Origin of the sequence: Arthrobacter sp. H35-D1, from assembly GCF_030063185.1 — a bacterium.
GTDB lineage: Bacteria > Actinomycetota > Actinomycetes > Actinomycetales > Micrococcaceae > Specibacter.
In genome coordinates, this window is record NZ_JASISP010000015.1 from 67516 (window position 1) to 91908 (window position 24393).

The 24393-nt window shown below is 63.4% G+C and carries 22 protein-coding genes and 1 pseudogene; 14 read left to right on the forward strand and 9 right to left on the reverse strand.

The window, feature by feature from the left end; all coding sequences use genetic code 11:
• Nucleotides 1-2: 2 nt before the first annotated feature.
• The gene (gene gatA, locus QMG25_RS14275) at nucleotides 3-1562 is read left to right on the forward strand and encodes an Asp-tRNA(Asn)/Glu-tRNA(Gln) amidotransferase subunit GatA (RefSeq protein ID WP_283461318.1); all 1560 of its coding nucleotides are present in this window, start codon (nucleotides 3-5) and stop codon (nucleotides 1560-1562) included.
• Nucleotides 1562-3070 carry an Asp-tRNA(Asn)/Glu-tRNA(Gln) amidotransferase subunit GatB gene (gene gatB, locus QMG25_RS14280; RefSeq protein WP_283461320.1) on the forward strand — a complete coding sequence of 503 codons (1509 nt, stop codon included), beginning with the start codon at nucleotides 1562-1564 and terminating at the stop codon, nucleotides 3068-3070. Before gatA ends, gatB begins: the two co-directional genes overlap by 1 nt.
• 313 nt (nucleotides 3071-3383) lie before the next feature.
• Here gatB and QMG25_RS14285 read toward each other — a convergent pair whose 3' ends face one another.
• A complete protein-coding gene (locus tag QMG25_RS14285; protein ID WP_283461322.1) occupies nucleotides 3384-3842 on the reverse strand; it encodes a DUF2975 domain-containing protein in 459 nt (152 codons plus the stop codon).
• 99 nt (nucleotides 3843-3941) lie between these two features.
• On the opposite strand from QMG25_RS14285, the gene QMG25_RS14290 reads away from it, so the two are divergent.
• Nucleotides 3942-4331 (forward strand): VOC family protein, encoded by a 390-nt coding sequence (locus tag QMG25_RS14290; RefSeq protein WP_283461324.1) that lies wholly within the window; start codon nucleotides 3942-3944, stop codon nucleotides 4329-4331.
• A gap of 53 nt (nucleotides 4332-4384) precedes the next feature.
• On the opposite strand, the gene QMG25_RS14295 is transcribed toward QMG25_RS14290, so the two are convergent.
• Nucleotides 4385-4840, reverse strand: coding sequence for a GNAT family N-acetyltransferase (locus QMG25_RS14295; RefSeq protein ID WP_349307144.1), 456 nt, complete (start codon nucleotides 4838-4840; stop codon nucleotides 4385-4387).
• Between the two features lie 545 nt (nucleotides 4841-5385).
• Here QMG25_RS14295 and QMG25_RS14300 point away from each other — a divergent pair.
• The 5 genes from QMG25_RS14300 (at nucleotide 5386) to QMG25_RS14320 (ending at nucleotide 11529) form a co-directional block, all read left to right on the forward strand.
• A complete protein-coding gene (locus QMG25_RS14300; RefSeq protein WP_283461326.1) occupies nucleotides 5386-6444 on the forward strand; it encodes an ABC transporter permease in 1059 nt (352 codons plus the stop codon).
• Nucleotides 6445-6486: 42 nt separating this feature from the next.
• Nucleotides 6487-7425, forward strand: a complete 939-nt coding sequence (locus QMG25_RS14305; protein WP_283461328.1) for a carbohydrate ABC transporter permease — start codon at nucleotides 6487-6489, stop codon at nucleotides 7423-7425.
• Between the two features lie 67 nt (nucleotides 7426-7492).
• Nucleotides 7493-9175, forward strand: coding sequence for a type 2 periplasmic-binding domain-containing protein (locus tag QMG25_RS14310; protein WP_283461330.1), 1683 nt, complete (start codon nucleotides 7493-7495; stop codon nucleotides 9173-9175).
• Between the two features lie 96 nt (nucleotides 9176-9271).
• Nucleotides 9272-10276 carry a LacI family DNA-binding transcriptional regulator gene (locus QMG25_RS14315; RefSeq protein ID WP_283461332.1) on the forward strand — a complete coding sequence of 335 codons (1005 nt, stop codon included), beginning with the start codon at nucleotides 9272-9274 and terminating at the stop codon, nucleotides 10274-10276.
• A gap of 35 nt (nucleotides 10277-10311) precedes the next feature.
• Nucleotides 10312-11529 (forward strand): Gfo/Idh/MocA family protein, encoded by a 1218-nt coding sequence (locus tag QMG25_RS14320; protein ID WP_283461334.1) that lies wholly within the window; start codon nucleotides 10312-10314, stop codon nucleotides 11527-11529.
• Nucleotides 11530-11627: 98 nt separating this feature from the next.
• Here QMG25_RS14320 and QMG25_RS14325 read toward each other — a convergent pair whose 3' ends face one another.
• On the reverse strand, nucleotides 11628-12635 hold the full coding sequence (locus QMG25_RS14325) for a LysR family transcriptional regulator (protein ID WP_283461336.1): 1008 nt from the start codon (nucleotides 12633-12635) through the stop codon (nucleotides 11628-11630).
• A 117-nt stretch (nucleotides 12636-12752) separates the two neighbouring features.
• Between QMG25_RS14325 and tdh the strand changes: the two genes are divergently transcribed.
• From tdh to QMG25_RS14345, 4 genes are all read left to right on the forward strand, one after another.
• The gene (tdh, locus tag QMG25_RS14330) at nucleotides 12753-13802 is read left to right on the forward strand and encodes an L-threonine 3-dehydrogenase (RefSeq protein WP_283461338.1); all 1050 of its coding nucleotides are present in this window, start codon (nucleotides 12753-12755) and stop codon (nucleotides 13800-13802) included.
• 66 nt (nucleotides 13803-13868) lie between these two features.
• Entirely contained in the window at nucleotides 13869-15071 is a 1203-nt protein-coding gene (locus QMG25_RS14335) for a glycine C-acetyltransferase (RefSeq protein ID WP_283461340.1), read from the forward strand.
• Nucleotides 15072-15256: 185 nt separating this feature from the next.
• Nucleotides 15257-16063: a hypothetical protein gene (locus QMG25_RS14340; protein WP_283461343.1), complete on the forward strand. Its 807-nt coding sequence runs from the start codon at nucleotides 15257-15259 to the stop codon at nucleotides 16061-16063.
• Nucleotides 16060-16980, forward strand: coding sequence for a phosphotransferase family protein (locus QMG25_RS14345; RefSeq protein ID WP_283461345.1), 921 nt, complete (start codon nucleotides 16060-16062; stop codon nucleotides 16978-16980). Before QMG25_RS14340 ends, QMG25_RS14345 begins: the two co-directional genes overlap by 4 nt.
• Here QMG25_RS14345 and QMG25_RS14350 read toward each other — a convergent pair.
• A complete protein-coding gene (locus QMG25_RS14350) occupies nucleotides 16949-17986 on the reverse strand; it encodes a formylglycine-generating enzyme family protein (RefSeq protein ID WP_283461347.1) in 1038 nt (345 codons plus the stop codon). The genes QMG25_RS14345 and QMG25_RS14350 overlap by 32 nt on opposite strands.
• 125 nt (nucleotides 17987-18111) lie before the next feature.
• Here QMG25_RS14350 and QMG25_RS14355 point away from each other — a divergent pair, with 125 nt between their 5' ends.
• Nucleotides 18112-19206, forward strand: coding sequence for an NAD(P)/FAD-dependent oxidoreductase (locus QMG25_RS14355; protein ID WP_283461350.1), 1095 nt, complete (start codon nucleotides 18112-18114; stop codon nucleotides 19204-19206).
• 337 nt (nucleotides 19207-19543) lie between these two features.
• Here the strand turns inward: QMG25_RS14355 and QMG25_RS14360 are convergent, their stop codons facing one another.
• From QMG25_RS14360 to QMG25_RS14375, 4 genes are all read right to left on the reverse strand, one after another.
• Nucleotides 19544-19762: a hypothetical protein gene (locus tag QMG25_RS14360; protein WP_283461352.1), complete on the reverse strand. Its 219-nt coding sequence runs from the start codon at nucleotides 19760-19762 to the stop codon at nucleotides 19544-19546.
• A 907-nt stretch (nucleotides 19763-20669) separates the two neighbouring features.
• Complete coding sequence (locus QMG25_RS14365) at nucleotides 20670-21065, reverse strand: ACT domain-containing protein (RefSeq protein ID WP_283461354.1); 396 nt, start codon at nucleotides 21063-21065, stop codon at nucleotides 20670-20672.
• 36 nt (nucleotides 21066-21101) lie between these two features.
• Nucleotides 21102-21725 carry a maleylpyruvate isomerase N-terminal domain-containing protein gene (locus QMG25_RS14370; RefSeq protein WP_283461355.1) on the reverse strand — a complete coding sequence of 208 codons (624 nt, stop codon included), beginning with the start codon at nucleotides 21723-21725 and terminating at the stop codon, nucleotides 21102-21104.
• Nucleotides 21726-21805: 80 nt separating this feature from the next.
• The gene (locus QMG25_RS14375; protein ID WP_283461357.1) at nucleotides 21806-22459 is read right to left on the reverse strand and encodes a LysE family translocator; all 654 of its coding nucleotides are present in this window, start codon (nucleotides 22457-22459) and stop codon (nucleotides 21806-21808) included.
• Between the two features lie 125 nt (nucleotides 22460-22584).
• Here QMG25_RS14375 and hutI point away from each other — a divergent pair, with 125 nt between their 5' ends.
• Nucleotides 22585-23808: an imidazolonepropionase gene (gene hutI / locus QMG25_RS14380; protein WP_283461359.1), complete on the forward strand. Its 1224-nt coding sequence runs from the start codon at nucleotides 22585-22587 to the stop codon at nucleotides 23806-23808.
• A gap of 55 nt (nucleotides 23809-23863) precedes the next feature.
• Here the strand turns inward: hutI and QMG25_RS20595 are convergent.
• A pseudogene (locus QMG25_RS20595) lies at nucleotides 23864-24031 on the reverse strand (IS982 family transposase); the annotation flags it as partial.
• Nucleotides 24032-24393: the final 362 nt, after the last annotated feature.

Below are 24393 nucleotides of genomic sequence, written 5' to 3' on the forward strand. Positions count from 1 at the left end.
CCATGCCTGCCAACGAACTGATCCGTTCCAGCGCGTCCGCCATGGCCGCCAAACTCGCTGCCAAGGAGGTGTCCGCCGTCGAACTGACGCAGGCACACCTTGACCGCATCACCGAGGTGGACGGCGGAGCACGCGGCGTCCATGCGTTCCTGCACGTCAATACCGAAGAAGCGCTGGCCGTCGCTGCCGACGTCGACGCCCGCCGCGCAGCCGGCGAAAAGCTGCATGAACTGGCCGGCGTGCCGATCGCCGTCAAGGACCTGATCGTCACGAAGGGCCAGCCCACCACGGCCGCCTCCAAGATCCTCGAGGGCTGGATGAGCCCCTACGACGCCACCGTGGTGAAGAAGCTGCGCGCCGCCGGGATGCCGTTGCTGGGCAAGACGAACCTCGACGAATTCGCCATGGGGTCCTCCACGGAGCACTCCGCCTACGGCCCCACGCGCAACCCCTGGGACCTTGACCGGATACCCGGCGGTTCAGGTGGCGGCTCCGCTGCCGCAGTGGCAGCGTTTGAAGCGCCGCTGGCGCTGGGCACCGACACCGGCGGTTCCATCCGCCAGCCCGGCGCCGTCACCGGCACCGTGGGCGTAAAGCCCACCTACGGCGCCGTTTCGCGCTACGGCGCCATCGCCATGGCATCCTCGCTGGACCAGATCGGCCCGGTGTCACGCACCGTTTTGGACTCCGCCCTGCTGCAGGAAGTCATCGGCGGCCACGACCCCCTCGACTCGACCTCCCTCACGGACCCCTCCACCGGCCTCGTGGCCGCTGCCCGCTTGGGCAATGTGAAGGGCATGAAGATTGGCGTCATCAAGGAGCTCCACGGCGAGGGTTTCCAGACGGGCGTTGAAAATCGCTTCAACGACTCCCTGGAGTTGCTGCGCAGCGCAGGCGCCGAGATCGTCGAGGTCTCCTGCCCGAACTTTGGCTACGCGTTGGGCGCCTACTACCTGATTATGCCGTCGGAGGCTTCCTCCAACCTGGCCAAGTTCGACGGCGTCCGCTTCGGCTTGCGCACCCTGCCCACCGAAGGGCCGCTCACCATTGAGCGCGTCATGGGCGCCACCCGTGCCGCCGGGTTCGGTGACGAGGTCAAGCGCCGTATCATTCTGGGCACCTACGCCCTGAGCGCGGGCTACTACGACGCCTACTACGGCTCGGCCCAGAAGGTGCGCACCTTGATCCAGCGCGACTTCGCCGCCGCGTTTGCCCAGGTGGATGTGTTGATTTCCCCGACCTCGCCCGTGACGGCGTTCAAGTTGGGCGAGAAGATCGACGACCCGCTGTCGATGTACTTGAACGACATCGCCACGATCCCGGCCAACCTGGCCGGTGTGCCCGGACTGACCCTGCCCGGCGGCTTGGCCGATGAAGACGGCCTGCCCGTCGGCATCCAGCTGCTGGCCCCCGCCCGCGAAGACTCCCGCCTGTACCGGGTTGGCGCCGTGCTGGAATCCCTGCTGGAAGCACAGTGGGGCGGGCCCATCCTGGACCAGGCGCCGTCGTTGTCCCAATCAGTGCTCGAGACTGTCGGCACCGCAGCCAAGGAGGCCAACTAATGAACACCGAAACCATTTTGAGCTTCGAAGAAGCCATGGAAAAGTACGATCCCGTCCTGGGCTTTGAGGTTCACGTTGAACTGAACACCAAGACCAAGATGTTCTCCTCGGCTCCCAACGTTTTTGGCGACGCGCCCAACTCCAACGTCAACGAAGTGTGCCTGGGCCTGCCCGGCGTGCTGCCGGTGGTGAACAGAAAGGCCGTGGAGTCCTCGATCCTGATCGGGCTGGCGCTGAACTGCAAGATTGCCGAGCACTGCACCTTTGCCCGCAAGCAGTACTTCTACCCGGACACCCCGAAGAACTTCCAGACCTCCCAGTACGAGGACCCCATCTGCTACGACGGATGGCTGGACGTGGAGCTTGCGGACGGCACGGTGTTCCGTGTTGAAATTGAGCGCGCCCACATGGAGGAAGACGCCGGAAAGCTCACCCACATGGGAGGGGCCACCGGCCGCATCCAGGGCGCGGACTTCTCCCTGGTGGACTACAACCGCTCCGGCGTGCCGCTGGTGGAAATTGTCACCAAGCCCATCGAAGGCGCCGGTTCACGCGCCCCCGAGCTGGCGAAAGCCTACGTCGCCGCCGTGCGGGAGATCGTGAAGAACCTCGGTGTCTCAGACGCCAAGATGGAGCGCGGCAACGTCCGCTGCGACGCCAACGTCTCCCTGCGCCCCTACGGCCAGGAAAAGTTCGGCACCCGTACCGAGACAAAGAACGTGAACTCGCTGCGCGCCGTCGAAAATGCCGTGAAGTTTGAGATCCAGCGCCATGGAGCCGTCCTCGACTCCGGGGTGAAGATCATCCAGGAAACCCGCCACTGGCACGAAGATACGAAGTCCACCACGTCCGGCCGCCCCAAGTCCGACGCCGACGACTACCGCTACTTCCCCGAGCCGGACCTGTTGCCCATTGTGACCACGGCCGAATGGGTGGAGGAACTCCGCGCCACCTTGCCAGAGCCGCCCGCCGAGCGCCGCAAGCGCCTGCAGGCCGACTGGGGCTACACGGATCTGGAATTTCGCGACGTGGTCAATGCAGGCCTCATGGGCGAAATCGAGGAGACCATTGCCGCCGGAGCTTCGGCCGCAGCAGCACGCAAGTGGTGGATGGGTGAGATTGCCCGCCGCGCCAAGCTGGCCGACGTCGACCCCGCCGCCCTGGGCGTCACACCAGCCGTCGTGGTGGAGATTGAAAAGCTCATCGCCGCCGGAAGCATCAACGACAAGCTGGCCCGCAAGGTCCTTGACGGCGTCCTTGAAGGCGAAGGCACGCCGGCGGAGGTCGTTCAAAAGCGCGGCCTGGCCGTGGTTTCGGACGACGGCGCCCTGCAAAAGGCCATCGACGAGGCCTTGGCAGCCCAGCCGGAGGTGGCGGAGAAGATCCGCGGCGGCAAGGTCCAGGCCGTGGGCGCCATTGTGGGTGGCGTCATGAAGGTCACCCGCGGACAGGCCGACGCCGGTCGCGTGCGTGAGCTGATCCTGGCCACCCTCGGCGTCGAAGGCTAGGAAAGAGCACAACAAACAAGAGCCTCCGTTCGTGCTTTTGGCGCCCCCACCGGGCGCCGAAAGCGCAGACGGGGGCCTTCTTGTTTTCAGCCTCCATGCACCCGCGGACGGCACGAATCTCAGAAGACACTCCGCTGCCGGGGCAGGGCGTGATGTTCGAATTTTCCCCGTGTTTTGGGGTGGCTTGCTGAGGAAGCAAAATATCCGACGCTACGAAAGTATGGGGCAGAGGAACATTGATCCAGGGGACGTCATCCATATTCGCGCCAAGGGGGCAGCTTCCATGTTCGAGGCGATGCCCGGGCGGACCGGGTCAGGCGTGTGAACAGTTCCCTCTGAAGGGCCTGCTGCCGAGGAAGAGTGCGAGAGAACTTGCCCCGATCAGGGCTAGGAGGCCTCCGCCTATCAGACCGAGCAGTACGCCAGGGGTCCCGTAACCCAGCACATTCAACGCGACGAAGGCAGTCACAATGAGCACAATGAAGACGAGCAGGCAGCCGACGATTGCGCGCAACATCCCGTAAGCCGACGGGCCGAATTTTTGGTCCCGAGCGAGTGCGAGAATCCGCAATCCCCTGAGGGCAGCGACCTGCCAGCAGGCGATGGCCATGACGCCCCAGATGACGGAAGGAAGCATGATTGGGGTGACCTCGGGGAACACCGCAGCCACATGCGCGACCTCCAAGGGCAGCGCTCGAACCTGGATAAATACGGACAGGAGCAACAAGGCGAGAAGCCCCATCATTGCCGCTGGTGAGGTTCCGCGACGCATCTTTCTCTCCTACAGCAGCTTGGTTGAGGGACAGGGGCCGTTGTGCACCCTGAAACGCAATCTTGTACTCCGGCTTGGCAAGCACTTAGGCTAAAAATCATGACTTCGCTGATCTCACACACGTCCTTCGACAGCCTCGATGCCTTCGCCGCGTCGGTCTTCTGGAGCGCAGTGCTTGGCTTCGTTGAAGATCCCAACGACCCGAACAACCCCGGCGACGAGGAGTGCATGATTTTCTCCACTGACGGAGTTCAGCGACTGTTGTTCATCGAGGTCCCCGATTCCAAGCAGCTCAAGAATCGCGTGCACCTGGACCTCAAGCCCGCTGCAGGCACCAGGGATCTGGAACTCAAGCGCCTGTTGGAGCTGGGAGCCAGCGTGGTCGCTGATCGACGTCGTACAGATGGGTCGGGATGGGTCGTGCTCGCTGATCCGGAGGGCAACGAATTCTGCATTCTGCGCAGTGAAGCAGAGCGCGCGTCGGAGTGATCGATCAAGGTTTACTCGACGCTGCCGATTCCGGAGCAGACTGAATTGGCACGTTACAAACGGCGGCTCCAAGCCACTTCGCGTCGCAATTGACCGGTTTCGGAAAATAATTGCACCTGGTGGGTGGACGCAAGAACAAGTGCAAGGTCATGCGTGTCTGCAGCGGTGAATCCGATTTTTTGCCAGAAGGGGCCTGATCTGCGGCTGAACAGCCATGCCCGTTCGGCGCCATCATCAGCAGCACGATCCATGGCGAATTGTGCGAGTTCCTGACCAATCCCCGCACCTCGGAGAGAAGGACCAACGGCGACACTTCGGATCAGCGCGTGGGTACCGTTGTTACTGGCTTCATATCCGGTAGTTGCGAAAATCTCGCCTGACTTCTTGTCGCGTGCAATCCACAATTGCACGGACGGCGAATCGAGACCGCTCAAAGTCAGGTCCGCAATGTGCAGGAACGCCGAAATGTCATCCATATCGGCGGCCGCCGCTCGATTCAGTTTGATCACGCCTCAACGATATCCTCCAGAATGCGAGTTCCTCGAAGTCACAAGGATCGGGGCAGACTCTCGCTGGATGGGCAGGTGATGCGTTCCGCAGGGGGCGTCCCGTAGGGGCGCCATTGAAGCGTCCCACAAGCCGGGGGCCTCCACCCAACAGGTCCGGCCTTGACCTGCCGCGTTGGAACTAGTGGCTGCCGAATGTTCCACGTGATCCGTCCGGTGGTCCATCCGGTGGCTGCCCGCCCCACATACGGCAGGCTGCTGTGGTATCCGGTATCCGGTAGCCGGTAAACGATAGCCGCTGGCCGGTGGCGTCGCCAAAGTCCAAGGCCAAACGAGCTGCCGTATGGCGCTACCTTGAGATATTCAACTTTTCACAAGCCACCCCGGCATTGCCCGTTTGGCTCAATTTGAAACAATACCAACCAGTAGCTTGCAGAAGTGATCTGCGACACTTTATCTTTGTTAAACGGTTAACCAATCTGCAGTCCCGAAGTGCGAGCCAAGGCAAGCATGTTGGGAAGCGCCGTTGAAACGAATCAGGAGTATCGATGAGCCAGACCCAGCAGGAGTCGGTGAAGCAACTGGAGGCAGCCGTTGAGCTGCCCATCCCACCGGCCGGCACCAACAGGGCCCCGAGCCGTAAAAAGCGCTCGAAAAAGCCTGTCGACCACGATGGCGTGCCAGTACGGGCGGTTTCCTGGAAGCTGCGCCTGCGCCGCGACAAGCAGATGCTGCTGATGATGATTCCGGGCGTCATATTCCTGGCCCTGTTCTTCTACACCCCCATCCTGGGCAATGTCATTGCCTTTCAGGATTACCAGCCGTTCCTGGGCATTGGCAACAGCGACTGGGTTGGCGTGCAAAACTTCATCGATCTCTACTTCAACCCGGATTTCTGGGTTGCCTTGCGCAACACGGTGGTGCTTGCCGTCTGGCAGCTGGTGCTGTTCTTCCCCGTTCCGCTGGGACTGGCCCTGATCGTGGACTCCTTGATCAGCACCAAGACCCGCCGCTGGTTCCAGTCGTTGGTTTACCTCCCGCACTTCCTGTCCTGGGTTTTGGTCATCGCCTTGTTCCAGCAAGTACTCGGCGGTGCCGGGCTGGTCAACAACACATTGCGCGACATGGGTTTTGACAGCATCCCTTTCATGACCAACCCGGACACATTTCCCCTGCTTGCCACCGTGCAGCTGGTCTGGAAGGACGCAGGGTGGGCCATGATCATTTTCCTGGCCTCCCTCGCGGCCATCGACGGCTCGCTCTACGAAGCAGCCGCAGCCGACGGCGCCGGACGCTGGCGCCGCATGTGGCACATCACGCTCCCTGGCCTGCGCTCCATCATTGTGCTGCTGCTCATCCTGCGTATCGGCGACATCCTCAGCGTCGGCTTCGAACAGTTCCTCCTCCAGCACGACGCCGTCGGGCCGGGAGCCGCCGAGGTGCTGGACACCTTCACCTACTTCGCAGGTGTGGTCGGCGGTGGCTGGAGCATGGGAGCTGCGGCAGGGCTGGCCAAGGGCGTGGTGGGAGCACTGCTGATCTTTGCCGCCAACAAGGTGGCGCACAAATTCGGCGAACCCGGAATCTTTCAGAAGAAGGTCGGCTAGTTTCCGGCCCCGGCCGGGACAATGCCGCAATAGGAGACAATCATGGCGACAACAATTCATGAACGGCGAACAGCCAAACGCCAGGCCAAGGGCCTGACCTTCAACCCATCCCGGCCCGTCTGGAAGGAACCGGCTTCACCGTTCTACAATGCCATCAAGGCAGTGATCATCGGCGGGATCACGCTCTCCATCGTGCTCCCGATCCTTCTGGTGGTCTCCACCTCCATTGCCGACGACGAACAACTCACCGCGGCCGGTGGATTCGGCCTGTGGCCCACCCACCCAACCCATGCCGCCTACCAGGCGATCTTCAGCGGCGAGTTCATGTTCCGGGCATTGGGCGTCAGTGCCTTCATCACGGCGGTGGGCACCTTCCTGGCGCTCTTCATTACCATCACCATGGCCTACGCCACCAGCCGGCCTGTCATGTTTGGCCGCCCCGTGCTGCTGCTGGTCCTCTTTACGTTGCTCTTTGCCCCGGGACTGATCCCCATGTTCCTGATGGTCAAGGAGTTGGGACTGCTCAACACAGTGTGGTCGCTGATCCTGCCAGGCACTTTTGCCGCGTTCAACTTTGTGGTGATGCGCTCCTTCTTCATGAACATCCCCGTGGAACTCATTGAAGCGGCGAGGATCGACGGCGCCAGCGACTTCATGATCCTGCGCAAGATAGTCCTCCCGCTCTCCAAGGCAGTCATCGCCGTGGTGGGACTGTTCTATGCGGTGAGCTTCTGGAACGCATTCTTCAACGCCATGCTGTACATCAACGACCAGACCCTCTACCCGGTCCAATTGGTGCTGCGCAACTACGTGGTGCAGGGCGGTTCGATGGCTGAAGCCATCGGCGTCACGTCCGCACCGCCGCCGCAGTCGATGCAAATGGCCATTGTGGTGATCGCGCTGCTGCCGATCCTCATTGTTTATCCCTTCCTGCAAAAGCACTTCAACAAGGGCGTCATCACCGGCGCCATCAAGGGCTGACCGGCACCAAGCCGGGCAGCAACAGCACCGTAAAACCATCCCCACCAACTACAGAAATGGGTTCACCATGAAACGCTCCAGCAACGGCGTTGCCGTTTCCCGCCGCAACTTCCTCGGACTCGCCGGGATCTCCGTCGCCGCAGTGGCGCTCACCGGCACGTTGTCAGCTTGCGGAAACGAAGGCTCCAAGGGTGGCGGGGCCGTGGCGTCCACGAAGGTAACTCTTCCCACCTACAAGGAGTTCACGGCCGTCACCGCGGAACTGCCGGGCGGTTCGGACGGTTTGGAAGCAGGGTTCCTCACCATGCCCAAGCCGGTTGCCTCAACTACGGCCAAACGGCTAACCGGCCCTGTCAGCGTCCTGTCCGAGACGTTTGAGGTCATGGCACCGGCCATGCAGGACAACGAATTCTGGCAGCGCCTAAACACCGCACTGGGCGGAGAATTCAACATGCAGATCGTGGAAGACATCGGCGATGGCTACCCCGCCAAGTTTGCCACGATCCTGGCCAGCGACACCCTGCAGGATCTCATGTGGATCCCGCCGAACCAGGGAATCCCGAACGTGGGCCCAATGCTGGAGGCCAAGTTCGAGGACCTGACACCGTACCTCTCCGGAGATGCGGTACTGAAGTACCCCAACCTCGCTGCGCTCAAGCCCGACTCCTGGCGGACGGCGGTGGTCAACGGGAAGATCTGGGGAGCTCCCATCCCCAGCACGCCATTTGGCCAGGTCATGATTGGCAACAAAGACACTTGGTCCAAGGTTGGCGGGCTCAACGCCAAGGACGCCGATGAGTTCTTTGACAAGGTCAAGGAGCTCAGCAATCCGGCCAAGCAGCAGTATGCCCTGGAACCGGCCTACATCAACATGCTCCACATGATCACCCAATGGCTCGGCGCCCCGAATAGCTGGGCTGTCAACTCGGACCGCACACTGACCCACCTGTACGAGACGGATGCCTATGTGGCAGGGCTGGAATACGCGGCCAAACTGTTTGCCGCCGGCGCGTTCTACCCCGATGTCAACGTCACCAACACCAAGGCCCGGATCATCAACGGTTCCCTTGGAGCAGTGGTGACCTCCGGCCCGCGCGACCTCGGCAGCTACAAGGCCCTGGACGCGAAGACCGACATTGAAATTCTGGTTCCCTTCAGCTTTGACGGCACCATCAAGCCCACCTACGACATGGGCTATGGAACTGTCGGATTCACCGCGTTCAAGAAAGCCGACGCGAAGCGCATCGAGGAACAGTTGGAACTTGTCAATTGGCTCACGGCGCCCTTTGGCACCGAGGAATACCTGATGAAGAACTTCGGAGCGGAAGGCAAGGACTTCGACTTTGACGCCGACGGCAACCCGATCCTGAGCGAAGACGGGTTGAAAAATTTGCCCGGAGTGGTCAGTGCGCTGAACATCATGACAGCACCGGAGCGCGTCAACTTCAACCCCGGCTTCCCCGACGTGACAAAGTACGTTTACGAGACGGAGAAGCAACTGCTCGAATTTGCTTGGCGCAACCCCACGAACGGTTCCTACTCCGACACCAACGCCAAGGTTGGCCCGAAGATCACCAAGATCATCCGAGACAAGACCATCGACATCATCACCGGCCGTGCGAAGGTCTCCGAGCACGCCGACGTCCTTAAGCGGTGGAAGTCCGAAGGTGGTGACAAGATCCGGGAAGAATACGCCGCCGACCTGAACCCCGAGGCCCCCGATTTCACCTTGCAGCCCGTCCAAAAGTAGCGATCCGCCCGTCCCGCGGGTTTCCGGCACACCGACATAGTGCGCCGGAAAGCCGCGGCACGCAATACCATCAAACGAAAGAAGGAGGCGTTCGGCATGAGTTTGCCCACCATCAAAACAGTGGCAGCAGAGGCGGGAGTCTCCACGGCAACGGTCTCCTACGTATTGGCCGGACGGACCAAGAGCAAAGGCTCGGGCATTTCCGAAACCACCGCCGAACGAGTCCGTGCAGCCGCTGGCCGGTTGGGCTACCGCCCCAATCAGGCCGCACGAACCATCCGGACCGGCAGATCGAATTTGATGATGCTCTCCCTGACCATGCTCTCGGATCCGTGGTCGTTGTCGGTGAGCAAGGCGGTGGGGGCCGCTGTTGCCACAGCCGGAATAACGCCGATGATCCTCGCCGACACGGATTGGCGCACGGCGATCAAGCGCCAAGGGGCCGACGCCATCTTTATCGACGCCGCGGAGCAGGACGGCGACGCGGAACTATTGACCAGATTGGCCAAGAGCAACAAGTTGGTTGTGTTCAGTGAAACGTTGGAACCCGACGGCTTTGATGTCATCCGTTCCATTGCCGGAAGCAGCATGGATCAGGCCATGGACCATCTGACCGCCGGCAGCGGCAAAGTTGCATGCCTGACGCCCGCGCAGAGTCTGCGCGCCGTTGCGCCGGCCAGATACGGTGCCTACCTCGCGGGGCTCGAACGTGCCGGCCTCGCCTTCCGCAAGGACTATGTTGCGCCTTTCGAGGGCGAGGAAATGGGCGCCTATCAGGCCGCCTTGGCATTGTTGCAACAACCGGACCCGCCCACCGCCATCTTTGCCACCTCCGACTTCGCTGCCATTGCCGCGATCCAAGCGGCGCTGCGGCTGCGGCTGACGGTTCCGCAGGACCTTGCGGTTCTGGGCGTGGGCAACACCACGCAGGGGGAGGCCATGGTGCCGTCGTTGAGCACGGTGGGCCCCGTCGGCTTCTTTTCCGGCCTTGCCGAATTCCTGGTGCATCGTGCGCAGCAACCGGACACGCCTGCCACTGTCCTGGAATTTCCGTGGCAGCTGCTGGTCCGTGATTCCTCGGCAGAGCTGCAAGACAAGTGAAATTTGTGAATGATTTGAAAGAGAGAAGACTTCTTGTGACTGATTTGCTGGCAGATGTGCCTGATCGCGTACGGAAAAATCCTGACCTGCGAGTTGGAATCGTTGGATTCGGCCTGCGGGCTTCGCTGTGGCGGCATGTGCACAAGCCCGGCGCCGGCTCCCAAGTGGTCATGGTGTGCGACACCTCGCAACGGGGCCTGAAGGATGCACAGCAGAAAATTCCGACGGCGGCGCTCACCTCGAATCTTGACGAGCTGTTGGGCGCCGGTTTGGATGCGGTGCTGGTTCTGACTCCGGACAACCTCCATGCCGAAGTGGCTGTACAGACCCTGAAGGCCGGGATTCCCACCTTCTGCGAAAAGCCCCTTGATGTCACGCTGGAGGCGGCCGATGCCGTCCTCACCACGGCGTATGAGTCGGGCACTCGCCTGTACGTGGGCCACAACATGCGCCACATGCCGGTGGTGGTGCAGATGCGCGAGCTCATCCAGGCCGGCACGATCGGGGAGGTCAAGGCCGTATGGTGCCGGCACTTTGTTGGCAATGGCGGGGACTACTACTTCAAGGATTGGCACGCCGAACGGGCCAACACCACCAGCTTGCTGCTGCAAAAAGGTGCCCACGACATCGACGTGATCCATTGGCTGTCCGGCGGCTACTCCAAACGCGTTTCGGCGATCGGCGATCTGGCCGTCTACGGGGACGTGCAGAACCGCAGGGACAACAGCGACAGGCGCATGGGCGACTGGTTCTCGCTGGACAACTGGCCTCCCACCGAGCAGACGGAGTTGAACCCCGTCATCGACGTCGAAGACATCTCCATGATGCAGATGGTGTTGGACAACGGTGTGCTGGCTTCCTATCAGCAATGCCATTTCACACCCGATTACTGGCGCAACTACACGGTCATCGGCACCAAGGGACGGATCGAGAACTTTGGCGACGGCCCGGGGGACTTCATCCACGCCTGGACCACACGGAGTCAGGACGGGTTTGTCGAGCCCGATCTAAAAGTGGAGATCAAGGACGGCGACGGCGGACATGGCGGCGCGGATCCGCTGCTGATTGCCGAGTTCCTCCGCTTCGCCCGCGACGGGGGAGCCACAGCCACCTCGCCGATCGCGGCGCGGGCCTCCGTGGCTGCCGGTGTTTTGGCCGCGGAATCGTTGCGCAGCGGTGGCGGCGCCCGTGAAGTCCCGCAGCTGCCTGCTGAGCTCATCAGCTACTTCAATGCCGGCCAGCCGGCCCGGTAGATGGCCGCACTTGCGGCGACGGCGTGCCATGCTGGCGGCGGCTCATGAATTTCATGCTCCCTCTCCAGCACGGCACGCCGCCCGTGTATCGAAGGAGTTCAGTCGCGCGTCAGCTCGGCCATGACCTCCTGCAAGGCACGGGCCACCAGCATGACCGAGGTTCGTTTCAGCGTTTCCGGACGGGCCAGCAAGTCTATCCGGCGCCGGGTGCTGATCCCGGTGAGCGGGCGAAGCACCACGCCAGGATTCAACGCAGGACTTGAGGTGTACCGGGGCAGCAGGCCGATGACCTCGCCCGTGGACACCAGTGCGGCAGCCGCCCAGTAGTCGTTGATGCGGTGCACCACGTTGACGGGCTGGCTGGCAACTGCCCCAATGGCGTTGAGCATGTCCGCCGGAGAGTAGCCGCCACGGCTGGCCACCCACGGGTAGGCCACCACGTCCTGCGGCGACAGTGCGGACTTGGTGGCCAGGGGATGGTCCGCCGCCACGGCGATGTCCAAGGGTTCATGGGCCAAGGGGATGGCACGCACTCGCGACTGCGGCCATTCCGGGCTGTGGTCCATGCGGTGCGCCAGCACCAGGTCGTATTTGGCGGTCAGTGCCGGAAAGTCTTGTTGGGCCACGTCCTCGTCCGAAAGTTTGAGCAGCGGCACAGCTGCGTGGACGGCCGCGACAGGCTGGCCCTTGTTGAGCTGCCCGGCGTCGAGCAGTTCTGTGTCGAGCAGTGCCGGGGAATCGGCCATCGCCGCATCCCGCATGCCTGCCAGACGGCGGACCAGCGGCGCGAAAAGGGCTTGTCCTGCGCTGTGGAAGCCGCAGATCGTGACAGTCCCGCCGGCGTCGTGCTGGTAGGCGCCGATGGCGGACTTGGCCGAGGCCATGGCATCGACCACTTGGGCCCCGGCGTCGGCCAGCACCCGGCCAGCATCCGTCAGGATCAGATTTCGGCCATCCTTGCGCGTCAGCGGTATGTCCACGTGGCGCTGCAGCAGGGAGATTTGCTGGGAGACGGCCGACGGCGTGACAGACAGTGTTTCCGCGACCGCCTTGACGCTGCCCAGTTCCCCAAGCTCACGCAGCATTTGCAGTTGATGAAGTTCCACCCGGCCACAATATCAGTTAGCAAACGCTTAATCGATGATGGAGAAAATATCGATTGTGCTAAATGGTTTTGCGGGTTGTAATGGAAAGCACACCACCAAGGCAAGGAAGCTGCACCCATGAAAGCACTTTACAAATCCGGTGCACATGCCGGGTTCGAACTCGTCGACCGGCCGGAACCTGAAACCGGCCCCTCCGACGTGAAAATCAAGGTCAGCACCACCGGCCTGTGCGGCACGGACCTGCACATCCAGGCGTGGGATGCATGGGCTGCCGCCACCATTAAGGCCCCGCTGATTCCCGGCCACGAATTTTATGGCGTGGTGGTGGAGGTTGGCGACGACGTCAGCAACGTCAAGCTCGGAGACAGGGTCTCCGGCGAAGGCCACGTGGTCTGCGGCATGTGCCGCAACTGCCGGGCCGGGCGCCGCCACATGTGCATCAACACGGTTTCGGTCGGTGTGCAGCGCGACGGCGCGTTTGCAGAATTCGTGGTGATCCCCGAATCGAACGTCTGGGTCCACCACGACCCCGCCATCACCGATGAACTGGGCGCACTCTTTGACCCGCTGGGCAATGCCGTGCACACCGCACTGAGCTTTGGCTTGGTGGGGGAGGACGTGCTGATCACCGGTGCCGGGCCCATCGGACTCATGGCCGCTGCCGTGGCACGGCACGCCGGTGCCCGCAAAATCGCCATCACCGATGTCTCGGAAGCTCGGCTGGCCATGGCCGCCTCGATGGGCGCAGACCTGGCCGTCAACGTCGCCACCACACGGCTGAGGGACGCGCAGCGCGAGCTGGGCTTGCGCGAGGGATTCGACGTCGGCATGGAAATGTCCGGGCACAATACCGCTCTGCCGGAGATGATCGAGAACATGAACCACGGCGGCCGGATCGCCATGTTGGGCCTGCCCAGTGAGCGCATTGACATCAACTGGTCCAAAATGGTGACGCACATGCTCACGCTCAAGGGAATCTATGGCCGCGAAATGTATGAGACGTGGTACACCATGAGCGCCATGCTCTGCTCCAACCCCGTGCTGCGTGCGGCGGTCTCCTCCGTGGTGACCGACCGCCTGCCCGCCACCGAATGGGAAAAGGCCTTTGCCATTGCCAAGTCCGGCCAAGGTGGCAAAGTGCTCCTTGACTGGTCCGTTTTTTCCTAAGCTCGCCCACCCAACCGCGCCCCCTCCACTGCGTCCCAGCAATTCCCGCCCCATCAAAGGATCTCCATGTACACCGCAATGAAAGACCAGCTCGCCGTCGAGCTGGATGAAATCCGTGCCGCCGGCCTGTTCAAGACCGAACGGCGCATCACCTCGCCGCAGTCCAGCCACGTGTCCGCTGGCCCGCTGGACGGCGCCACCTCAACGGTGCTGAACTTTTGCGCCAACAACTACCTGGGCCTGGCCGACCACCCGGACATCATCGCCGCTGCCAAGGCCGCCATGGACAGCCACGGCTTTGGCATGGCCAGCGTCCGCTTCATCTGCGGCACCCAGGACCTGCACCTTCAGCTGGAAGCGGCCGTCTCGGACTTCCTGGGTACCGAGGAGACTATTCTGTTCTCCTCCTGCTTTGACGCCAACGGCGGCGTTTTCGAGTCCTTGTTCGGCGCCGGGGACGCGATCATTTCCGACGCGCTGAACCATGCCTCCATCATCGACGGCATCCGCCTGTCCAAGGCCGCGCGCTTCCGCTACGCCAACCAAGACATGGCCGACCTGGAAACACAGCTGCAGGCCGCGGCTGCCATGAACGACGGCGCCGGGGCCCGCCGCACCATCATCGTCACCGACGGCGTGTTCTCCATGGATGGTTTCCTGGCCCCCTTGGAAGCCATCTGCGACCTCGCCGAAAAATATGATGCACTCGTCATGGTGGACGACTCCCACGCCGTCGGCTTCATGGGCGCCACCGGTGCCGGCACCCCGGAGCATGCAGGCGTCGGCAACCGCATCGACATCTACACCGGTACTTTCGGCAAGGCACTGGGCGGAGCGTCCGGCGGCTACGTCTCCGGCCGGAGTGAGATCGTGGCCATGCTGCGCCAAAAGGCCCGCCCCTACCTGTTCTCCAATTCGCTGGCCCCCGCGATCGTGGCCGCCACCCTCAAGGCCTTGGAACTGGTGGCCGGTTCCGCCGATCTGCGCACGCGCCTGTTCGAAAACGCCGAGTTGTTCCGCCGCCGCATGGCCGAGGAAGGCTTTGAACTGCTCCCGGGGGAGCACGCCATTGTTCCCGTCATGTTCGGCGACGCCGCGGAAGCCGCCCGCGTGGCCGACGAAATGCTGGATCACGGCGTGTTTGTCACGGCGTTCAGCTTCCCCGTGGTTCCCCGCGGGGCGGCGAGAATCCGGGTGCAGCTCTCGGCCAGCCACAGCCCGGACGACGTCGAAGCGGCCGTCCAGGCCTTCATCGCAGCCCGTGGCTGAGCTGACGCACAGCTGGCTGTGGCCGCACTGTTCCGCGGTATGAAGCCGCGTACGGTTAGAGGGCGAATGGTGCGCGGTTCCTGTTGTGGCGCACCATTGGCAGCAAACCGTGCGCGGCTCCCGTTCAACGGCGTGCGGACCCACTGCGCGAAGCACTGTCGGTGCGTGCATGGCAGGATGAAAGCATGACTTTTGCTTGGGAAACGCGCGCCCGCGTCCAATTCGAGGGCGACGCCCACGTTCAGGAAGACAGCTGCGGCTTCAACGGTCCCAACGCCTGGATCATCGATGGCGCCACGACGCTGCTCGAACCGCTTGACCTGCCGGCGGCGTCGAACCCGCAGTGGCTGGCGCAGCACCTGAACATGGCGCTGGCCGAAGGCACGTCCAGCACAGTCGGTGTGCGTGCACTTTTGGCAGCGGTGCTCTCCGACATCGACGCCCGGGCCACGGCGCTCGTGGGTTCGGAACGGGTTCGTTTCCCCAGTGCGGCGCTGTCCCTGGCCCAACTCAATGAGCAGGGCGTGGTGATCGCCAGCCTGGCTGACTGCTCGGTGGTGGTGCGCACGCACGACGGCGCCACCCACCTCGTGCGCGCAGAGCTCGCCGACGCACGGGTTGAGCTGGAGGCGGCCCGCCGAACGGTGGATGCACAGGAACGGGCGCGCCTGCTGCGCCTGGACCGCGAACGCCGCAACACTGCCGGGAACCTGTGGGTGGCCCGCCGTGAGGCCGAAGCTGCCGACCACGCCCATGTGGTGCAGCTTGGACCGCCCGAGCTGATGGTGATGGCCAGCGACGGGGCTTGGCGCGCCGTCGACCTCGGAATTGTCGCCGGGCCCGAAGAGTTCCTGGCCCGCAGCAGCACCACACTCGGTGCGCTGGCCCTGCTGCACGAACTGCGCGTCCACCAAGCACGAATCGGCGAAACGGCCGACGACGCCACCGTCCTGACGCTGGCCCCGCGCCCCACGCAGGCTCCGCAGCCATGAACGAGCGCATCGGCTGGTGGCAGCTGCCGCCGTCGGTGCGCGCGGGGGTGGAGCGCATCCTGGGCGAAACGGTCCTCTCGGCACAGTCGCAGTCCGGCGGCTTTTCCCCGGGATCGGCTGACAGGGTGGTGCTGGCCTCGGGGCGCCGGGCGTTCGTGAAGGCGGTCGGCACCGAAACCAACGCCACCTCGCCCGTTCTGCACCGCCGCGAGGCCGCAGTCGCCCGGGTTCTGCCGCCGGGTGTTCCGGTCCCTGAGTTTTTGGGGATGCACGACGACGGCAGCTGGGTGGCGCTGGTCCTGGCCGATGTCCAGGGCCGGCACCCGCAGGAACCCTGGCAGGAAGCAGAACTCGCCCAGGTGCTTGACACCTTGGCGGATATTGCCGGCTTGGAGTTGGACGCCGATGCGCCGCTGCCGCGCTATGAGGACTCGCTCAAGCGCGCCTTCCTGGGGTGGGAAAAGTTGCAATCACGTCCACTGGTGGGGATTCCGGCGTGGGAGGGTGGGCACTTGGAGTTGTTGGCGGGACTCGCCCGGGACGGTGTTGCCGCGCTGGCCGGCAACTCGCTGGTCCATGGAGACCTGCGCACCGACAACATCCTGCTGACCGATGCCGGACCGGTGCTGCTCGACTGGCCATGGGCCGCTGTGGGTGCGCCATGGGCCGACGCACTCAGCGTGCTGGTCAATGCCAGGACGCTGGACCCGGCGTCCGGTTGCGTACATTTCCTGGCCGAGCACCGCGTCTTTGCCGACGCCGGGGAACAGGAAATCACCGGCGTCCTGGCAGGCTGGGCGGGCTACTTCCTTGACATGTCTCGCCGGCCGGCCCCGTCGGGCATACCGACGTTGCGTGCGTTCCAGGCGAGGCAGGCGGAGTCGATCAGCGGCTGGCTGCGCCGGCGATTGTCCTGAAGCCCAAGTTGCCACTGGCCGATTCAGGGGTGTTGGAACTGCGCGCGGCGAGCCTGTAGCGGTTGCAATAGGAGTCGTGGCACAGGTAGGAGCCTCCGCGCATGACCCTGCCGCGGCCAATCGTGGGCCCGGTCGGATCCTCCACGGTGCCCTTGGCCAGGCAGCTCCTGTAGTACTTTGGCAGGAACCAGTCCGAGCACCATTCCCAGACGTTGCCGCTGGTCTGATAGAGCCCATATGCGTTGGCTGCAAAACTTTTCACGGGCGCGGTGGTGAGGAAACCGTCGTCGCACGTGTTGACGGTGGGGAAGGTGCCCTGCCAAATGTTGCAGTGGTGGACGGTCCCGCCGTCGTCATCGGTGCCGTGGAGTTCGCTGCCCCACGGATAGCGCGACTGCACCAGGCCGCCGCGGGCGGCAAACTCCCACTGCGCCTCGGTGGGCAGGGACCGGCCGGACCACGAACAATAGGCCAGGGCGTCGGAGTGTGAAACCTGAGTGACGGGGTGGTCGGGTATTTCCTGCCACGAGGAGAGTGGTCCGGCCGGATGCGCCCAGTCGGCTCCGCGAACATTCAGCCACCACGGGGTGCCGGAGGCGGTGCCCAGAATATCGGCCTTGTCCGCCTGCACGGCCAAGTGGAAGACGGCCGAGGTCCCATAGGCTTCCGACTCGGTGCGGTAGCCGGTGGCCTGCACAAATGCGGCAAAGGCCGCATTGCTTACGGCCGTTGCGTCGATGCTGAACGCGGACAGCGACACGTGGTGGACAGGCGTTTCGCCGTCGGACGGGTAGCCCTCGTCGAAGGGGTCTCCCATGGCAAAAGTGCCGGCCGGAATCAGCACTTCGCTGTGCAAGGCGGCCTTGTGCGGGGCGGCCTTGTGCGGGGTTGCGGCGTCGGGCCGGGCTGCCTCGGTGTTCAGGGGAGCAGTTGGTGAAAACGGCTGCAGGGCTGCGGGGGAGGGAGCTTCGTGGTCTGAACGGCCGGGACTGCAACAACTGGACATGGGCTCACTTTAACAACAGGGGGGATTGGTGTGCTCTCCCCAGTCTATGCAATGTGGCTCCATGCAGTGGCTCCATGCAGTGCAGCCCCCGTGCGGTGGGGCCGTTGGTGTGCCAGCATGACATCATGGACTATGACGGGCTGATCATTGGCGGTGGCATTGCCGGGTTGTCGCTGGCCTGGCGGCTTGGCCCACAACTCTCGGTGGTGGTCGTGGAAACGGAACCTTCGCTGGCCTTCCACTCATCGAGCCGCTCGGCTCGACAGATGCAGCCCAGCTACGGTCCCGCGCCCATCCAGGAACTGACCATGCGCAGCCGCTTGATGGTGGAGCAGATCTCGGCGGAACTGGCCGCCCCGATCCTGGTTCCGCGGCCGCTGCTGACCCTCGGCACACGAACGGAAGTGGCGGCACTGGTGGACGCCAACGACCACCTGGAGGCGCTCAGCCATGCTGAAACCTTGGAACGGAGTCCCGACTTGCGCGCCGGGGTATTTGAGGCTGCAGCTTTGGACAGCACGGCCCTGGAAGTCGACGTGCCGGCCCTCATTGAGTTTTACCGCAGCCAGGCGGTGGCAGCAGGAACGCTGGTGCGGACGGATTCGCCCGTTGTCTCAACCGTCCAAAACACCAACGGCACGGGTTTCGCCGTCACTGCCGGGGACCACAGCTTCACGGCTGGTGTGGTGGTCAACGCGGCGGGTGCGTGGGCCGACACCGTGGCACAGCTGTGCGGTGCTCGTCCTTGCGGCCTGGTCCCGCACCGGCGCAGCGTGGCCATCGTTTCCACCGAACACCCCGTCAACGCTGCCGGACCCATGGTGGAGCCGGCCGATGAATCCTACTACTACCGCCCGGAGGGCGCACACTTGCTCATTTCTCCCTGCGAGTCGGTCCCGGCGGAGCCAGGGCACGCACAAGTGGTCGATGCCGACATCCGCGAACTCATCTCCCGCATTGACGCCGTGACCACGTTGGGGATCACCGGCGTCGAACGCGCTTGGACGGGGCTGCGCACGCACCCGGCCGACGGCCTGCCCGTGGTGGGACACGACGCGGACGTGCCGAATTTCTTTTGGTTGGCCGGGCAGGGCGGCTACGGCATTCAAACCTCCGCCGCCATGGCAACGCTGGCTGCCGCGCTCATCACCGGCACACTCGAGGACGACGACGACGAGCTGGCTGCCGCGCTCAGCCCCCGGCGCGCGGGGCTGGGTTGATTCAAGACGCCGATTGGCTCGCGGAACAGTTCCTCGAGGTCACGGATGGTCGCGGCCTTCGGGAAGCCGCAGCAAACGCACTCGTTTTATATGGCGGGGCCGGATCTGCCGGACTCGGCAGCCCATGACATCCAGCAGGTGTGCCTTCATCGTCGGAATGCTTTGGCAGCCGCCGAGCCGACCCGGGCCCTGCCTCGGTGATGACGACCCGATCGAGCTCGCCAGGCGAAGCTGCCCGGCAAGGGAACACTTGCTGGGCTGAAGAATCGGTGGATCAACTTGGGGCAAGCAGAGCCGGATGCGTATCCGGCCCGGTGAGGTGGAATTGTCTCGGGCTTCAGGCGACGGTCCTGATTGGACCAGCCACGGTTTTTCGTGAGGTGCAGTCACTGACGTGGGCTGTGCCGGCGATCTCCCGCAGGGCAAACACGCCTTCCAGTGCTGCTTTTCGTGTGTCGAAACGAATGGATACGGCGAGTGTGTTCTTGAGATCGTCGACCATTTTTACGTGGTACAGCCCGTCGATCTCCTGATGCAGTTCAATGCGTCCAGTCATTGGTATCTCCTCTTTGATTCATGGTTGTTCAGTCGGTCAATGCCCGGTGTCGGCGCTTGCCAAAACTTCCGTTTCCACTGTCCGCTATCCGATCCGTACCCAGGCGGAAGTCTTAACGTGGCGGCCGCTGTTGGCGTCCCCAGTGGTTGTGGCACCGGCGTTGAGAAGTGTGGCTACCTGCTGGACGGTGGCGCAATGGCCGTGGATGGCGCCGCAGGCAGAACATGTGTACTCGATGGAGACACGACCCGAAGCTGCAGGAATGCTGGTTCCGATGGCCTCGATGATCAAGGCCTTGGCGCTACCGCATGTAGTGCAGAGTAGATCCGTCGGCCCAAGGGCGCCGGACCCGCCGGGAAGATTCGCAGTTGACGAATTGGTGATGAAGATTCCCCCCAAATAGCGTCCAAAAGAGCAGGACTTGAATTCTTGGGTGGTGGTCGGATGTGATCCAGCCATTACCTACCCCAAAAGAGTGTGCACGCTCCCCAGCGACTCATTCACATAATCATTAGTATCCCATAGCCTAATGAAAATGTGTATGACCTATGTCACTATTTCACGGTACTGAACCTGTATCACAGTCAGACCAGTACCCTGCCGGTGGTCCCGAGCAAACGGGACGGAGCGCAAGGAGAGGGGCCCATAGCAGGCCACTGTTGCTCGGCGGGCAGCCGTGGAACGCTGTCGCACAGGCAACGTTGAGCCGTCCGATTCACTGGCACGCCATCACTGGGCCTTGTCCAAAGGACCCCGTGGACGCGAACGTGGGCGGCCGGAATTGCCATCACTCAACTAGGGCATCAGCATCCCGTGGCCCATCATGATCAAGTACTTTTAGCTTGGCTCGTCGACAGCCAGAAAGAAGGCTACAGCGTACAGCGACTGCCTGCCGGGTTCGCGAATCTCAGGAAGATTCCCGCAAACCGTGCAGGACGTCCATGGCGCGTTCCCGGTCGGGTGCGGCGACCAGAATGTGGTCGTGGTAATAGCCCGCCAGAACGTTGCAGCTGATGCCGGCCTGAGCGAGTGCATGGGAGAACGCGGCCGTGAGGCCCACGGCATCCAAGGACGAGTGAACAGACAAAGTGAGCCATGCTGCCACGTATTCGTAGACAATATTGTGGGAGTCGGCATCGGTCCTGCGCAGAACGGCCGTCAACCCTTCCGCTTCAGTGATGGTCGCCTTGGCCAAGTGAACGGCAGGATGATCGGAGGGCATCGTCGCGTACACATATTCTTCCGGGCGGCACACCACTTCCAGGGTCCGCAGCATCGCCGCCAGGTCGGTTGATCCGTTCATGTCCAACGCCCCATCCTTTCGATTCTTTTCACGAATTCACCATGGAGCCAGCGTGGCCCCTGCATCTATCGGCCCACGGCCGGCCAGCCACGCCATGAACAGCTGCCGTTCACTGGATGAACCAATCCGTTCAGGAGCCGTGGCAAGCAGCACCGGAAGATCCCAAGCCACGTATTCTTCCGGCCAGTCCAAAGGAGTGTAGCCAAGCCCGAGGTCCACATGGTGCATCTCCACTTCGCGCAGCCGGTGTGCCGGGCAGCCGGCCGCGCCGTAGTCGCCTCCGCCGCGGAAGTGGCCATTGGGCCAGCCGGCCCCTGCGCACAAGGAGAAGACTTCCTCGAGATGCGATTGGCTGGAGCCGAGGTCGCCGATGATCTCACCGGCCGAGCGTCCAGCCCCGTCCTCAATTTCGTCCCGACGCTGTTGCTGGCCATTTGCGTACTTCGGCACATTTTCTCCGCGAAGTGCACCGGCCAAACGGCGTGCGTGGGCATCCGCGTTGCGGGCCAGATGGGTCAGGACGTGTCCAACGGTCCAGCCGGGCAGCAAGCTGGGAGCTTGGACGTCCTTGTCCGCCAACGTCGCCACGCTGTGCATCAAGCGTGCCTGTGCTTCGCCGCACAGTTGCGACGCTCGCTCGGGGTTGTTCTCAAGATTCACGAATATCCCTGCTCTCCTCTTCGCCAGGCCCTCGCAGACCCGGTTTCCGCCGGATCAAGTCAGCCCATCCGCACTGCAGTTCAGTTGGCAGCCGCGGAGGCCACAACCCCTGCGCCCAGAACAGCGAGAATGGAGCTGCTGATGCGTTCGATGATGGCGTTGACCTTGGGTTTCTTCAACCATTTCATCGTCTTGTACGCCACCATCGCAATGACCACAAGGTACAGGAAACCAATGATGGCAAGCGTCAGGCCCAGGATCATGGCCATGCCCAGGGTGTTGCCGCCCGGCGGGATGAACTGGGGCACAACGGCCAGGTAAAACAAGCCGACCTTGGGGTTGAGCAGCGTGGACAGCGCACCGGCGCCAAAGGCGCCACGGTGGCTGAACGTGAGGGGGGCCTGGCCCGTGGATCCCTCGACTGTGCCGGCCTTGCGGGCCTTGCGGGCTTTGCGGGCCTTGAGCAGGGCTGAAACACCCAAGTACATCAGGTACAGGCCCCCGGCAATCTTCACGACCCTGAACACTTCGGCGGACTGCTCCAACAGGGCTGCCAAGCCCAAGCCAACCAGCACGCCCCACATCACGGCGCCCAATCCGCATCCCGCCGCAGCGGCAATGCCGGCGCTGGCGCGGTTCAGTGATATCCGCAAGATCAAGAAGGTGTCGGGCCCGGGAATCAATGCCAGCATGAGGCACAACCCGGCGAAGCCCAGGAGGGAAACAAGAGTCATAAGAACTATTGTCCGCCCTCCCGACGTGCGCCAAAAACAAGACCTGCACGGCAGCGTCTGCCATGCCGGACGCCGGACCCAACGCCGCGCACCCGCCGAGCCGGACGCCGTCGTACGCTTGGGGCATGAGCGAACTGATCGAGAACATTGGTGAATTGATGAGCCAGGACGCGGAGATTGGCACGCTGGCCAATGCTGCGCTGGTGCTGGAGGGTGAGCGGATCGCCTGGATCGGTCCCAGCGCCCAGGCCCCGGCCGCCGACACCCGCACCGACGCGCAGGGGCGTGCCGTGCTGCCCGGATGGGTGGATTCGCACACGCACCTGATCTTCGCGGGGGACAGGACCGCCGAATTCGAGGCGCGGATGGCGGGGGAGGACTACAGCGCCGGCGGCATCGCCGTGTCTGTGGACGCCACCCGGGACGCCAGCGACTACGACCTCACCCGGCTGGGGATGGGCCGCGTGGCCGAAGCCGTATCGCAGGGGACCACGTTCCTGGAGACGAAAACCGGCTATGGACTGGATGTGGAGCATGAGCGGCGCAGCGCCCGGATCGCCTCGACCGTCGCCGACACTGTCACGTTCTTGGGTGCGCACCTTGTCCCCGCCGGCATCGACGCGGAGGACTACACCGACCTTGTCTGCACGGACATGCTCGCCGCCGTGCTGCCGTACGTGCAGTGGGCGGACGTCTTTTGCGAGCGTGGCGCCTTCACCGCCGAGCAGTCCCGCCGAGTGCTGGAGGCCTGCCGGGCGGCCGGGCTGGGACTGCGCGTGCACGGCAACCAGTTGGGGCACGGCGAAGGGGTGGCGTTGGCCGTGGAGTTTGGCGCGGCCAGCGTTGACCATGTGAACTATTTGACGGACGACGACGTGTCCCTCCTTGTGCAGTCATGGTCGGCTTGGGACGCGCGCGCCAATGGGGGCCGGGGCGACGGAGTCCGCGGGACGGTTGCCGCGGTGCTGCCTGCCTGCGACCTGTCCACCCGGGCACCCTTGGCGCCGGCCAGGCAATTGCTCGATGCCGGGGTGCCTGTGGCCATTGCCTCCAATTGCAATCCGGGAACGTCCTACACATCCTCCATGGCCTTTTGCGTCACGACGGCCGTGCTGCAAATGGGGCTCAGCGTGCACGAGGCCGTGCGGGCCGCCACCTTCGGCGGCGCGCTGGCACTGGGACGTGGAGCGGGGGTTGATGCCGATGGCCGGCGTGCCGTCGGTTCGCTGGCGGTGGGACACCGGGCGGACCTGCACATGCTCAAGGCGCCTTCGGCCACGCATTTGGCCTACCGTCCCGGGATTCCGCTGACGGCCGGGGTGTGGCGTGCCGGGGAACGCAAGGTGTAGCCGGCGCCAGTGGACCATGTCCGCGACCCAAGGTTGCGGATGAATAATTCCAGGGGGTCATGGCCAGGAGGCGTTGGATGACGCGGGCGATGACACCTGCCGGGGTTCTTCCGCTGTGTAGTTCCAGATCGAGTTGGCCCTTGAGCGTGTCGTTGATGGACTCGATGATTTGCCGCCACGGCTTGAAGAACCGGGCCCCTGGCTGGGTTCTCTCGCCCTTGCGGGTGCCGCAGTCTGGCCTCTGTCCCGCAGCGCGAAACGGTGATGGGGCCGATGACGCACTGGAACATCCATGAACCCGAGTGCCAGCTTGCATGTGCTGACTGATCCAGCATGTGGAGGATTTCTTGGTCCTAGCATGGGCCACGTGGTGGCGGATCCACAGGCCTCAGTCGAGCCGCTTGTCAACGACTAGTCGCAGTTCTGACACGAAAATTAGGTGAGTGGGCGTGGTGGGTTGGTTGCGAGGTGCGTTTCGGTGTGGCCTGTTGGGGCTGCTTCAGTGATGGAGACGTGGTAGCCGAGGGCTTCGAGTTGGCCGATGGCGCGGGCCCGGGCCTTGGCCGGGTCGCGCCGGGTGAAGTA

Coding starts and splice junctions, on each gene's coding strand:
- QMG25_RS14290 (WP_283461324.1), top strand. CDS start 3,942: ATGACTTCGCTGATCTCACACACGTCCTTCGACAGCCTCGATGCCTTC.
- QMG25_RS14335 (WP_283461340.1), top strand. CDS start 13,869: ATGTACACCGCAATGAAAGACCAGCTCGCCGTCGAGCTGGATGAAATC.
- QMG25_RS14360 (WP_283461352.1), bottom strand. CDS start 19,762: ATGACTGGACGCATTGAACTGCATCAGGAGATCGACGGGCTGTACCAC.
- QMG25_RS14310 (WP_283461330.1), top strand. CDS start 7,493: ATGAAACGCTCCAGCAACGGCGTTGCCGTTTCCCGCCGCAACTTCCTC.
- QMG25_RS14375 (WP_283461357.1), bottom strand. CDS start 22,459: ATGACTCTTGTTTCCCTCCTGGGCTTCGCCGGGTTGTGCCTCATGCTG.
- hutI (WP_283461359.1), top strand. CDS start 22,585: ATGAGCGAACTGATCGAGAACATTGGTGAATTGATGAGCCAGGACGCG.
- gatA (WP_283461318.1), top strand. CDS start 3: ATGCCTGCCAACGAACTGATCCGTTCCAGCGCGTCCGCCATGGCCGCC.
- QMG25_RS14315 (WP_283461332.1), top strand. CDS start 9,272: ATGAGTTTGCCCACCATCAAAACAGTGGCAGCAGAGGCGGGAGTCTCC.
- QMG25_RS14345 (WP_283461345.1), top strand. CDS start 16,060: ATGAACGAGCGCATCGGCTGGTGGCAGCTGCCGCCGTCGGTGCGCGCG.
- gatB (WP_283461320.1), top strand. CDS start 1,562: ATGAACACCGAAACCATTTTGAGCTTCGAAGAAGCCATGGAAAAGTAC.
- QMG25_RS14365 (WP_283461354.1), bottom strand. CDS start 21,065: ATGAACGGATCAACCGACCTGGCGGCGATGCTGCGGACCCTGGAAGTG.
- QMG25_RS14355 (WP_283461350.1), top strand. CDS start 18,112: ATGGACTATGACGGGCTGATCATTGGCGGTGGCATTGCCGGGTTGTCG.
- QMG25_RS14305 (WP_283461328.1), top strand. CDS start 6,487: ATGGCGACAACAATTCATGAACGGCGAACAGCCAAACGCCAGGCCAAG.
- QMG25_RS14350 (WP_283461347.1), bottom strand. CDS start 17,986: ATGTCCAGTTGTTGCAGTCCCGGCCGTTCAGACCACGAAGCTCCCTCC.
- QMG25_RS14300 (WP_283461326.1), top strand. CDS start 5,386: ATGAGCCAGACCCAGCAGGAGTCGGTGAAGCAACTGGAGGCAGCCGTT.
- QMG25_RS14285 (WP_283461322.1), bottom strand. CDS start 3,842: ATGCGTCGCGGAACCTCACCAGCGGCAATGATGGGGCTTCTCGCCTTG.
- tdh (WP_283461338.1), top strand. CDS start 12,753: ATGAAAGCACTTTACAAATCCGGTGCACATGCCGGGTTCGAACTCGTC.
- QMG25_RS14340 (WP_283461343.1), top strand. CDS start 15,257: ATGACTTTTGCTTGGGAAACGCGCGCCCGCGTCCAATTCGAGGGCGAC.